Source organism: Selenomonas sp., assembly GCF_057272215.1.
Map to the genome: position 1 here is coordinate 126,649 of NZ_DBHIUY010000002.1, position 12,317 is coordinate 138,965.

13 protein-coding genes are annotated in these 12,317 nt (G+C 59.9%); all 13 read right to left on the minus strand.

Going from position 1 to position 12,317, the window contains the following annotated elements; translation table 11 throughout:
- Positions 1–25 precede the first annotated feature (25 nt).
- Positions 26–397 carry a heavy-metal-associated domain-containing protein gene (locus ACO5Z0_RS02500; RefSeq protein ID WP_485649074.1) on the minus strand — a complete coding sequence of 124 codons (372 nt, stop codon included), beginning with the start codon at positions 395–397 and terminating at the stop codon, positions 26–28.
- 187 nt (positions 398–584) lie between these two features.
- Entirely contained in the window at positions 585–1,883 is a 1,299-nt protein-coding gene (gene eno, locus ACO5Z0_RS02505; RefSeq protein ID WP_485649075.1) for a phosphopyruvate hydratase, read from the minus strand.
- Positions 1,884–2,088: 205 nt separating this feature from the next.
- Positions 2,089–2,742, minus strand: a complete 654-nt coding sequence (locus ACO5Z0_RS02510; RefSeq protein WP_485649076.1) for a cupin domain-containing protein — start codon at positions 2,740–2,742, stop codon at positions 2,089–2,091.
- 67 nt (positions 2,743–2,809) lie between these two features.
- Positions 2,810–3,421 carry a Gx transporter family protein gene (locus ACO5Z0_RS02515; protein ID WP_485649077.1) on the minus strand — a complete coding sequence of 204 codons (612 nt, stop codon included), beginning with the start codon at positions 3,419–3,421 and terminating at the stop codon, positions 2,810–2,812.
- Positions 3,418–3,837 carry a NusG domain II-containing protein gene (locus tag ACO5Z0_RS02520; protein WP_485649078.1) on the minus strand — a complete coding sequence of 140 codons (420 nt, stop codon included), beginning with the start codon at positions 3,835–3,837 and terminating at the stop codon, positions 3,418–3,420. The genes ACO5Z0_RS02515 and ACO5Z0_RS02520 overlap by 4 nt, the downstream gene beginning before the upstream one ends.
- The gene (locus tag ACO5Z0_RS02525; protein ID WP_485649079.1) at positions 3,834–4,970 is read right to left on the minus strand and encodes an FAD:protein FMN transferase; all 1,137 of its coding nucleotides are present in this window, start codon (positions 4,968–4,970) and stop codon (positions 3,834–3,836) included. Before ACO5Z0_RS02525 ends, ACO5Z0_RS02520 begins: the two co-directional genes overlap by 4 nt.
- A 2-nt stretch (positions 4,971–4,972) precedes the next feature.
- Positions 4,973–5,479, minus strand: a complete 507-nt coding sequence (locus ACO5Z0_RS02530; RefSeq protein ID WP_485649080.1) for an FMN-binding protein — start codon at positions 5,477–5,479, stop codon at positions 4,973–4,975.
- Positions 5,476–6,177, minus strand: a complete 702-nt coding sequence (locus ACO5Z0_RS02535) for an ABC transporter ATP-binding protein (protein WP_442673723.1) — start codon at positions 6,175–6,177, stop codon at positions 5,476–5,478. Before ACO5Z0_RS02535 ends, ACO5Z0_RS02530 begins: the two co-directional genes overlap by 4 nt.
- A gap of 9 nt (positions 6,178–6,186) precedes the next feature.
- Entirely contained in the window at positions 6,187–7,341 is a 1,155-nt protein-coding gene (locus tag ACO5Z0_RS02540) for an ABC transporter permease (RefSeq protein ID WP_442673724.1), read from the minus strand.
- 6 nt (positions 7,342–7,347) lie between these two features.
- Positions 7,348–8,619: an ABC transporter permease gene (locus ACO5Z0_RS02545; RefSeq protein WP_485649081.1), complete on the minus strand. Its 1,272-nt coding sequence runs from the start codon at positions 8,617–8,619 to the stop codon at positions 7,348–7,350.
- A 19-nt stretch (positions 8,620–8,638) separates the two neighbouring features.
- Positions 8,639–9,898 (minus strand): Fe-S-containing protein, encoded by a 1,260-nt coding sequence (locus tag ACO5Z0_RS02550; RefSeq protein ID WP_485649082.1) that lies wholly within the window; start codon positions 9,896–9,898, stop codon positions 8,639–8,641.
- Positions 9,899–10,416: 518 nt separating this feature from the next.
- Positions 10,417–10,986 carry an iron transporter gene (locus tag ACO5Z0_RS02555; protein WP_442673943.1) on the minus strand — a complete coding sequence of 190 codons (570 nt, stop codon included), beginning with the start codon at positions 10,984–10,986 and terminating at the stop codon, positions 10,417–10,419.
- A 144-nt stretch (positions 10,987–11,130) separates the two neighbouring features.
- Positions 11,131–12,312, minus strand: a complete 1,182-nt coding sequence (locus ACO5Z0_RS02560; RefSeq protein WP_485649083.1) for an FTR1 family iron permease — start codon at positions 12,310–12,312, stop codon at positions 11,131–11,133.
- Between the last annotated feature and the right edge of the window lie 5 nt (positions 12,313–12,317).

The following is a 12,317-nucleotide window of genomic DNA, read 5'->3' on the forward strand; positions in this document are numbered from 1 at the left end:
CGCAGCGAGGGCTTTATTTTCATTTTCACTTCTCTCGAACTTCGACCGACGCTAGCTTATACTCGGTCTTGTCGAGGACGGCGTGCAGTTCTTCGTCGGGGATCATGCGCTCCATTTGGAGGATGGCTATGTTCTTTCCGAGATCGACCTCGGCGGCTGCGCCGTCGATGCCGTTGAGCATACGCTCGACGGCGTTCTTGCAGTTGTCGCAGTGCATCCCTTCGATGTGCAGCACCTTCTCGCCGATAATATCGTGATAGAGTTTCTTCTTCGGACCGCCTTCGATGCTGCCGCCCCCGCCGCAGCACGCACCGCCGCCGCCGAAGTGACGCACCATGCCGCGCACGGCGAAGAAAAGCCCCACGAGGAGCAGCGCTCCCAAAATATACGTTGCCATGCTTTCTCCTTCTTTCCTTGCTAAAAGGCAACATGCCCTTATATACCATGCTACCGCTCTATTCTACCCGCGCTTTATCGACTTGTCAATAGTGATTCTTAGTTTTGATGATAACCCTTGGGACGAAAACAGCCTCCCCGTCGGGGAGGCTGTAAATCTTGGAATTACTGAAACTTTCCGTTCAAGCTCACGGCAGAGGCACGTTGAAGGCGTTCTTGCCCGCGAAGACGGCGTTCTTGCCGAGCTCTTCCTCGATGCGCAGGAGCTGGTTGTACTTCGCGACGCGCTCGCTGCGGTTCGGTGCGCCCGTCTTGATCTGTCCGGCGTTCAGCGCGACGACGAGATCGGCGATCGTCGTATCTTCCGTCTCGCCCGAGCGATGCGATACGACAGCCTTGAAGCCCGCGTTATGCGCCATAGCGACGGCGGCGAGCGTCTCGCTCAGCGTGCCGATCTGGTTGACCTTGATCAGAATGGCATTCGCAGCCTTCATGTCGATGCCCTTCTTGAGGCGCTTCGTGTTCGTCACGAAGAGGTCGTCGCCGACGATCTGCAGGCGGTCGCCAAGCTCCTTCGTGATGAGTTGCCAGCCCTCCCAATCCTCTTCATCGAGCGGATCTTCGAGAGAGACGATCGGGTACTTATCGACGAGCTTCTTCCAATGCTCGACAAGCTCTGCCGTCGTGAAGACCTGACCGGACTTGGGCTGCTTGTACTCGCCCTTCTTCGAACCTTTCCACTCGCTGGCGGCCGCGTCCATCGCGAGCACGAAGTCCTTGCCGGGCTTGTGGCCTGCCTTCTCAATCGCGCGCATGATGTAGTCGATCGCCTCGTCGTCCGACTTGAGGTTCGGCGCGAAGCCGCCCTCGTCGCCAACGCCCGTCGCATGGCCGTCCGCCTTCAAAAGGCTCTGCAGCGCATGGAAGACTTCCGACGACCACTGGATGCATGTGCCAAAATCGGGAGCGCCGACCGGCATGATCATGAATTCCTGCACGTCGATGCTGTTCGCCGCATGAGCGCCGCCGTTCAGAATGTTCATCATCGGCACGGGCAAAAGACCGCCCTGGCTGCCGCCCAAGAAGCGATAGAGCGACGTCTCCTCGCTCGCAGCAGCCGCCTTCGCCGCCGCCATGGAAACGGCGAGGATGGCGTTCGCGCCGAGCTTCGACTTGTCTTCCGTGCCGTCCGCTTCGAGCATCGTGCGGTCGACGAGAGCCGTATCCGCAGCGTCGACGCCGACGACCGCCTTGGCGAGCGTCGTGTTGACATTCTCGACCGCCTTCCGTACGCCCTTGCCGAGGTAGCGAGCCTTGTCGCCGTCACGCAGTTCAAGCGCTTCGAACTGCCCCGTCGATGCGCCGGACGGCGACGCCGCACGACCGAAGCTGCCGTCCTCCAGAACGACGTCGACTTCCACCGTCGGATTGCTGCGCGAGTCAACGATTTCGCGTGCATGGATGCATTTGATCTTGCTGTTCCTCATCGTATCCACTCCTTGTAAATCTAATGAAACATTATACTCTTAGCTTATCACGAAAGCGGCGGATGTCAAGCCTTTTGCTGAAAGCAATTCGCATTTGCCGCCGCTTTCATAAAAAAAGCGCACGGGCTTCATCCTGCCCGCACGCTTTTCCCGCTTGCCGAAACCGCACAGGCACGAACATGCCTGTATTCGTATTCGTATCGGCTCAAACAAGCTCCAGCATCAGCGCCATCTTGAAATTCTTCACGGCACGCACATAATGTCTGCCGTTCTTCGCGAACTTGAAGTTCTCGCCCGCGTGAACCGTGTACTCCTTGCCCTCGTAGCCGATGACGGCCTCGCCTTCGAGCGCGAAGACGAGAGCCTCGCCCGGCGCCGCGTGCTCGTCAAGCCCCGTGCCCGCGCCGAAGCTCATGAGTACGAACTTGAGGTTCGGACTCTGCACGAGATCCATGTTGACGATCTTGCCCTCCTGGCACGGCAGAAGCTCTGCCAGCTGAAATACCTTCTTGTCCTCGATTGCCTTGTTCATGGTCTTTCCCTCCTGCAAACTGATCTCAAGATATACGGCTCCACGCTCGGTCTTGACGCCCACGGGCGTACCGACGGGAACGACGAAGAAATCTCCTGCGGCGAGCGGCGTATTCCCGCTCTCCTCGACCGCTTCCATCGCGCCCGAAGCGACGTACCAGAGGCGGCGGCGCTCGTAGCTCTCCGCGCTGATGTCCGTCGCTTCTGCGAGCGAGAACCAGACGACGTTGTTGCCGCCCGCCGCGCTGATAGCTTCCGACACCGTGCAGCCCGGGACGGGCGCCATTTCCTCGGCGGGACGGAAGACCCTGCCTGCCTGACCTTTCATGGTTGTCATCTCCTCTCTTTCTGTTTCCTAGTATAACACTAGATAAATGCTTTTTCGGGAACATTTGTTACAGCTTTTGAGAAATTTTCTTATTTTTCAAAGGCAACCGTCGCAAAATCTCCCGCGCGAGGAGACCCGTGGCAGATCCCGTGAAAACTGCCAGCGCAAAGAGCATGGGCGCATAGTAAAAGACGTCGAGCGTGCCGAGCCAGAAGGCGGCGGCAAGAAGCTGACCTGCGTTGTGCGAGAGTGCGCCCGCGACGCCGAGCAGCGCGAGCGGCACGCGCGGGACCGCCCGCAGCAAGAGGACGCCGACCGAAAGTGCCAGCAGCCCGCCTGCAAGGCTGAATGACAGCGCGGGCAGGCTGCCCGCGAAAGCCGCGCCGAGTACGATGCGCAGGACGAGGAGCGCGAGCGCTTCCTTCGCGCGAAAAAGACGGAGCGCGGCGACGGTCACGATGTTCGCGAGGCCGAGCTTGAAGCCCGGCACAGCCGCGACGAGCGGCAGGCGAAGCTCGATGAAGAAGAGCATCAAAGAGAGTGCGAGGCAGATGGAAAGAAGCGTCAGCCGCGCCGCCCCCTGCTGCGCCAGCCCCGCTTCCTCCGCTCCCGCTGCGCATATACGCGTCCGCGCGGACGCGCCCTGCCGAGCGCCGCGCTCCTGCCGCGCGCCCCTCACCTCGCCACCGCGTCGGGCGCATCGGCCTCGCCTGCCGACTCTCCCGCGCTGCCCGATTTCGCCCGGCGAATCTCCAGGCGATGCGGCAGGCAGATGATCGGTGCGCCGTCCCCCTTCAATTCGCCTGTATGCACGCAGATCTGATCGGGACAGTCGGCGCTCTCGATGCGGATCGTGCCGCCGCCCGTCGCGATGACGTTCTCGTGCTCGCCATAGGGCACGCGAATATGGCGCTCCTCCTGCAGTTCCTGCCGCGTGAAGCGATAGATCACCACGCCGTCCTGCACGACCTCGACCGCGTCCAACTCCGCCGCTTCTTCCCCGCGAGAAGCGGCGATGAAGAGCCACGCACCTGCCGCGCCGAGCAAGAGCGCGGCGAAAAGAGCGAAGAGACGCGCCTTCTTTCCCCCGTTCATCGAATGACCTCCACTTCTCCCGTCAGTCCCTCGCCCGCCGAGAAACGGTCAAGAAGCCCCTCGGTAATACACACATGACCGTCCATGCCGACGAGCACCATCTCAAAATCCTGCCGCTCGCGCCAGAAAGCGGCGGCGCGATCCGCGCCCATGACGAAGAGCGCCGTCGAAAGCGCATCCGCTCTGCCGCCCGACGCCGCGACGACGGTGGCAGAGGCAAGGCCGCTCGCCGCAGGCGCACCCGTCGCAGGATCGAGGATGTGCCAATAGCGGTTTCCCGCCGCATCCGTGAAGAAGCGCTGGTCGATCGCCGAGGTCACGACGGCGGCGTCCGCGACCTCGACCGTGCCGAGAAGCGCTCCGCCGAAAGGATTTCGAAGCCCCACGCGCCACGGTGCGCCGCCCTCGCGCGTGCCGACCGTCTCGATGTTGCCGCCGAGGTCGAGGATTGCCGAGCGCACACCGCGCGACTTGAGTTCCGCCGTGACAAGCTCGCCCGCATAGCCCTTCGCCACCGCGCCAAGCTCGACGCTGCTGCCCTTTTCGAGCCGCGCCGTACCCGCCGCCTCGTCGAGCTTGAGCTTTCCCGCTCCCGTCAAGGCGCGCGTCGCCTCGATTTCCTCTGCCGTCGGCACGCGATGTGCGCCGCCCGCAAAGCCCCAGAGCTTGAGGAGCGGCAGAAGCGTCACGTCGAGCGCACCCTTCGTCTCCTCGCGCACCGCCTCGGAGAGCCGCAGAAGCCGCATCGTCTCGGGCGCGAGCGCGGTCATTTCACCCGCGCCGCCGTTCAAACGTGCGACATCGCTCCCCTCGCGCATCGCGCTCCAAAGCGCATCGAGCGCGAGAAGCTGCTCCTTCGCCTCCCGCGCCGCCTCGGGTGCGCCTTCGCCATAGACCTTGATCGTCATCTTCGTATCCATCGCGAAGAACTCCTCGCTCGCCTCGTATGCGGCGTGGGAAACATCTCGGTTCATCTGTGTTGGCAAACAGCCCGCCGCAAGAGAAGCGGCAAGAAAAACGAGCAAAAGGCACAGGGCAAAATGCCCTGCGCCTTGGGTTGCCAAAGAACGCTCATCTCTCATGCGCCGCGCTCCTGACCGATACCGATTGTGCAGCTTCTGCAAAAGAATCATCGTTACTTTTTCGCTTCATCGAGCGCTTTCGTCGAAGCTTCGATGAACTGCTCATAGGAGATCGTCGCGCCCGAGATGGCGTCGACCTTGCCCGGCTGCTGGCGCTCGACGAGCTGTGCGCCGTAGGTCGCATTCGCCTTGACGGCGTTCTGCGCCTTCTTGTAGTTCTGCGCATCGCTGACCTGACCATTCTTCTTGCCGTAGTCCTCGCCCTTCATCGTGCCGTCCTTGTCGATGCCGAAGTACGTCGCACTTTCGATCTTGTGATCCTTGATCGTGATGGCGATCTTGCCGTGACCATACTCGGAGTTCTCGCTGCTTTCGCCGTTATACGTGCCGTCCTTCGCCTGTGAGAGGTCGATGTCGGCAATCTTCTTGACAGCGACGCCCTGCGGCGCCCCGCCGTCCTTCGGAGCGTCCTTCGCCGCCTCGTCGCCGCAGCCGACAAAGAACGCGGCGCTGACGGCGACGCCCAAAGCCAGCGTCAAAGACTTCTTTTGCAGATTCATTCCTTGATCCCTTCCTTCGCTTTCGCCGCCGCTTGTTCTTCGGCGCTCTTCTCCACCATGTGCCCATGCTCGATGACGACGCATCGTTCCGCTGCCGCACCGACTTCGGCAGAGTGCGTGACCGTGAGGATCGTATGACCTTCGGCGTGCAGTTCGCGGAAGATCTTCATGACAAGGTTCTGATTGACCTCGTCAAGGTTGCCCGTCGGCTCATCCGCAAGTATCAGCACAGGATAGTTGATGAGGGCGCGTGCGATGCAGACGCGCTGCTGCTCGCCGCCCGAAAGCTGACTCGGCAGATGGTCGGCGCGGTCGGCAAGACCGACGCGGTCGAGCGCTTCGAGCGCTTCCTTCTTGTCGGGGATGCTGTGATAGTACTGCGCCGCCATGATGTTCTCGATCGCCGTGAGGTACGGGATCATGTGAAATTGCTGAAAGACGATACCGATCTTGTCACGGCGGATCAGCGTAAGCTCGTGGTCGGAAACCTCCGTGAGATTGATGCCGTCAAGCATGACCGTGCCGCTCGTCGCATGATCCATGCAGCCGATGATGTTCATGAGCGTCGTCTTGCCCGAGCCGGAAGGGCCCATGACGGCGAGCCAGTCGCCTTTTTCCACCGTGAGGTTGACATTGTCGAGCGCCTTGACCTTGCCGTTGTACGCCATAGTCACGCCCTTTAACTCCAATAGACTCATAAGACCCTCCTACTCTCCCCGCAAGACGATGGCGGGATCAACGCTCGTCGCGATGCGCACGGGGATGAGGCTCGCGACGCCCGTCACGATGACGGACAAGATGACGGCGAGCACGGCGATGCCCGGGGCAAAGGCGATGCCGCGCGAAAAGACGTTCAGGCTCACGCTCTGCGCGAAAAGGTAGCCGAAGCCGCTGCCTAAAAGACCGCCGACGAGACCGAGCACACAGCCTTCTCCGAGAAATTCCACGACGATATTGCCGTTCGATGCACCAAGCGCTTTCTTGAGGCCGATCTCACGGCGGCGCTCGGTGACGACCGCCGTCATCGTCGTCGTCACGCAGATGAGCGTCAAAATGAGGACGATGATCGTCACGAGCAGGATCAAGATTTCGAGCTTCTTCAAGACGTTGAACTCCGAGTGCGCGATCTGCTGCACTTCCTGCGGCTCGATGCCGGCGTTCGCCGCACGCACGGCGTCCTCGACGGATTTTAGGCTCTCGCCATCGGCGACGATACTGAGCTGTGCAAGACCGATGGCATCCGGCTTTTCGGCGATCTTTTGCAGCTCATCGAGATTCAAAAAGGCGAACTGCTCTTCCTTGCCGCCCGTCGAGACGATACCGGAGACGGTGAAGGGCATCATCGCTTTGCCCTCGCCCGCACTGACGGTGACAGTCTGACCGATGAGCTTGTCCGTATCACGCGCGATCTTCGATGCCATCTCCGATCCTATGAGGATTTCCCGCTCGCCTGCTTTCGGATACTCACCCTTGACCATCCAATAGGGGCTGACCTTCCTGACCTCGGAAAAGTCCGTGCCGCCCGTCAAGACCGGCTGCTTATTGACCTCAAGCCGCTCATAGAGGAAGGGGGCGACGCCGACGACATCGCGGTCTGCCAGCGAAGCGCGCACCTTCTCAAGCGATGCACCGCCGAAGGTCTTTGCCTCGCCTGCGGGCAGGAGAAGCACGTTCGCGCCGTAAGCGCGGAACTCGCGCCCGAGCTGCGCCGGCACCTCACGATAGACCGTAATCATGCCCGAGATGATCGCCGCGCCGACCGCGACTGCCAAGAGGGCGACGAACATGCGGGCTTTCTGGCGAAAGAGCGCCCGCACGATCATGCGCAGAAACATTTCCAGTTTTTTTATTCTTCCTGCCATATCGAATCACCTGCCATGAAGGACGCTTGCGGGCTGCAAGGAGAGAAGCATACGGATGGCGGGCAGGCTGCCGATGAGGAGCATCAAAGCCATGAGTCCGCCCACGATGGGAATGACGACGAGATTGTTCGCGATGCTTGAACCAAAGACCGTCTGACCGATCGCCTGTGCAAGCGCAAGTCCGCCGAAGTAGCCGACGGCGCCGCCCAAGATGCCTGAAATGAAAATTTCCGCAAGAACGACGAGCACGACGGAGAGGTCGGTTGCGCCAAGGGCTTTCATCAAGCCAAACTCGCGGCTTCTTTCCATGATGTTCGCGCTGACGAGATTGGACACGCCGAGCGCCGCCGAAAGAAGCGAAAGCCCCGTGATAAGCAACATGAGCATCTGCGTCTTTTCGAGGATCTTGCCCTCGGACTCGGCGATCTGACGCACGGGCTGCGCCGAAGATCCGGGGATCGCCTCCTCGATCTGGAAGGCGATGGAGCTGACATACGCCGTGCAGTACCAGATCTCGCGCTCCTTCTGCGAAAGGCGCTCGGGATTCTCCGCCGCCTTTCGCGCAAGGTCGTTCTCGGGCGTCGTGACAGCGGAGACATCGATCTTGTCGATCTTTCCCTGTACGCCCAAAAGCTCCTGCGCAAGCGCAAGGTTCACGGTCAGAGCCTCGTCCTCTGCACCGCCGCCTGTGACGACACCCGTGATCTTCAGCGTCTTTTCTGCGCCGTCTTTCGTGCGGTAGGAAACCGAGTCGCCGGGCTTCAAGCCCAGCGCGCCCGCGAGCTTCGTTCCCACAAGCGCTTCGTCGGGGCTTTCCGTCGGCCACGCGCCGTCGATCTTCCACCACGACTTCATTTCCTTCTCGCCCGTCCGCATCTTCTCGCCCGTCGGCAGCTCGACCTCATGATCGAACCATGTCCCCATGACGGGTACATTCCTGCCGTCCGCAAGCGCGACTTCACCCGAAAGCTCCGGTGCGAATGCGACGATATTGTTCGTCCAGAAGATCGTCTTGATCTTCGCCGCATCCGCCTCGTTTAAGTATTCCCTGCGTCCGCCTTCAAGACCATAGACATCCTGCAGCACAGAAGCATTGCGCGGCGTGACGGTGATGTTCGCCCCGTAAGCTTTCAGTTCTTGATTGACCTTCTCACCGATGTCAAACATGACGTTGAGCATGGCGGCGGCGAGCGATACGCCGAGAGCCGCCGTCAGCGCGATGAGGAAGAAGCGCTTCCTCTGGCGAATCAGAGCGCCTTTTACCATCTGCCAAAACATTGTATCCCTCCTTCACGCATCAGCGGAACACGTCACGCGCCTTTTCTAAGGCTTCCTGCGGCACGCGCAGCTTGCCGTCCGCCACACTGTACTCGATGGGGATCGGGTTGCAGCCGCCCTTCGTGCCGATCGTCGCCTTGTTCATCATGACGTCGCAGAGACGGCAGATGACTTGGCCATCCTTTTCATAGTAGCCCGTCGGACCGCAGATCTCGCAGGCGTCAAGCCCGACGCCATAGGAGTTGCCGCCCTTTAAGATCACGATGTAGCGCACCATCTGCCCGCTCGCTGTCTGATAGACGAAGCGATGCAGATGCCCGTCGTTGACCACCGAGAGATCCACATCGACAGAGCCGTCGACCGCCGTGACGGGGACAGCCGGCACGAGTTCTTCCTTGCGGTTCGCATAGCTCGCGCCGAAACTCGACAGAAAGACCATGCCCGCGAGGAACAGCACCGTCGCCGTCCCCCAACGCCGCTTGTGCATCGCCTGCATGATCATGCGGCGATACTGGGCGGGATTCGTGCCGGCAGGACGTTCGGGCTTTTTCTGCGAGAAAAGCGTCAGCGGCACAAAGAGGAGCGCAAAAAAGATGATGAAGATGAGCCACGATGAGCGGTCGATGATCGGCGCCATGATGGAAAGAAGAGCCGCGCTGTCGAGGATGTGCCGCGCCATCAGCACCTGCACGAGGAAGATCCCCTGCTGGATGAACATGGCGCCCGCCTGTATGACGAATACGAAAAAGAGCCTTCTCGGGTTGAGTGCCGCCGCCGCCTTGTAAGCGACATAAGAACTGACGACACCGAAGAACAGCCCTGCCGCAAAGCCTGCGAGCTTCACGGCGACCGTCTGCGTCATGTAGTCGCCCGCCGCCGATATGATCGTGCCGATGGGAATGAGCCAAAGTTCCATGCCGTGATAGAAGAAGAGCAGAACGCCGATGGCGCAGGCAGAGACTTGCAGCGGTCTTGAAAACGTCTCCCTTTGCCCTGCACCGCGCACGAGCACAGCGACGAGAATGATCTCCGCAATCATGGCGAAAGCGATCGCACCGGCCTCGGCGACCTCGCGGCTCACGGCGTTTCGCGTACCAACACGCGCCGCCACAATGGCGACGGACAGCCAAAAGCCCCAATGAATTGCGGTGTTATAATTGCGGCGATACTTTTCGAGCGGCAGCCGCCGCAGGATGGCGAAAAGGATGCCGAGCGGCACAGCAAGCGTCAGCACCTGCTCCATCGCCGGCACAAACTGTTGCAGGAACATCTGCAGCATATTCTACACCTCACTTTAGGGAAGCGCTGATAAAATGAGGTCGCCCAGATTTGCACAGATGCGCTGTATCTATCGAGGAGACAAACCACAGGCGTAGCGGTGCTACGTCGAGGATTTGTCGACGACGAGAGGACAGCGCAGATGTGTGAAGATGGGTGGCTGAATTTATCAGTGATTCCTTAGCTATAGGAATATGAAAGGAAAGCCCACCGCCACCCATCGGATGGTGGTGGGCTTATGCCCTTTAGGAGAACGAGGTTCGCTTGTGAACGAACTAGGCGGTCAACGTCTGCCAATCGCGCTGCGCCTTCGGCTTGCACTCTTGGGACGTTTTCGCATACGAGCCGTTGCCCAATCAGCTTCACCCTTTTAGGGTTCGCTTCTTGGACGGCTCAGCAGCGGTCAACGTCTACCAATCGCGCTACGCCTTCGGCTTGCACTCTTGGGACGTTTTCGCATACGAGCCGTTGCCCAATCAGCTTCACCCTTTCAGGGTTCGCTTCTTGGACGGCTCAGCATTACCAACGGCGAGGGACGTAGTTGAATACCCAATCCATCGTCACAGGCTCATCCCAGAAGCGGCCCTTGACGCCCGTCTCTTCATCGACGTGCAGACCGTAGTTCTGGCGGTACGGGCTTTCGATGGAGAAGTGCATGTCGTAGGTGCCCGCGCCGAGCATCTTGACGTTCGCGCCATAGTGCGGGCCGTCGTCCGCGTTCATCGGCATGAATACGCCCTCGACGCTCTCGCCCGTCTCACGCTTCGTGAACTTATAGTGAACCGTCAGATACGGAATCCAATCGCCGACGCCGAAGCCCGTGTCGTTGCCTTCCGTTGCGGCGATATCCGTCTCGATGTGGATATCTGCCTTATCCGGCGAAAGCATCATGCCTGCGGGCAGCATCTCAACCGGCTGGAAGTAAACGAGCGCCACCTTGAAGTGGTTCGCCTCATTCTCGATCTCATCGCCGATCGGGTACTCCGTGAAGCCCGCCGCCGACGCAGAGCCGCCGAACGTGAAGAGCGACGCCGCTACCGCGCAGACCGCCAAAGCCGACTTGAGTTTCTTAAGCTTGAACATTTTCATAAAACACACTCCTCCGAAAAATGATGTAATGAAATTCCTCTTGGACGTCCCTTACATAATACGTCCTATATAGATGCGGCAATCCGCTGCATCTGCAAACGGAGCGCTTCACTCCGCCTTTGCCAATGACTCCTGAAGCGGCGATCACGCCGATTTCGGCTTGCGCTTCTTCGCGTAGATGAGCATCGCCGCGCCGAGGAGCAGCACGAGGAGCTGCGCGCCCATCGTCTCCGCCGTCGGCACGATGCCGAGAAGATCGATCGTCGGCCACCCTTCCAAACGCGTGATGGCGATGACACCGCCCTCCTGCAGCTCCTGGATACCGCTGCCGACGAAAGTGACAGCCAGCAGGAACATCAAGCCGCTCGTGAAGAGGAAGAACGGCCGCAGGGGGATCTTCAAGACGCCATGCTGCATACCGTAGAAGATCAAAGCCAGCGTGACGCAGCCTGCGCCGAAGCCCGACCAGATCATCGTGACGTCGGCAGCCGCGTTGTTGAAGAGCGCCTGATAGAAGAGAATGACCTCCGCGCCCTCGCGGTAGACGGCAAGGAACGCCGCCATGCCCAATGCCCTGGCCGTGCCATGCGTGATGGATTCCTTGACGAGTCCGTCGATGTACTGCTTCCAGTTGTCCTTGTTCGCCTTGCCGCCAAGCCATGCGCTCGTCAAGAGCAGGACGACGACGGCGAAGAGCGCAGTCGCGCCCTCAAGCACCTCACGGCTCATGCCGCCCGTCGTATTGTTCAAAATCGTATTGAACAAGTACGCCGAAATGAAACTCGCGACGACCGCTGCAATCGAGAAGTTGTAGACCGTGCCAAGATGCTTTTCATCCTTCGCGCGCTTGAGATAGGCGATGATCGCTACAAGCACGAGAATCGCTTCCAAACCTTCTCGAAGAAGAATCAGATACGCGGGCAAAAACGCCGCCCATCCCGTGCCGCTATGCGCATTTTCAAGCGCCTTGACATTGTCATTGACCATCGACTTGAGCTTTTCGGCTTCTTGACGCACCGTGTCCATGCTCTCGCCGTTCTTCATGCTCTTCTTGACCTTGTAAAACTGGTATTCGGTCAAGTTCGCTTCCTTACCGGAAACGGATGTGCTCAAAACTTTTTCCAGCCCATCCTTCTCATAAATGCCATAGTACGAAGCATTTATGAGATCCCTCGCTCCCTCGTAGTCGCCCGTTTCGTAGACGGCAACCGCCTGGTCGACCACCTGCGCGATGCGGTCCGCGACTTCCTGCCACTTCGGCGACGCTTCTGTGACAGGCACAGTGAAGAGCAGGAGCGCCATACAAAGAAATAAAATCTTTTTCAAAACTT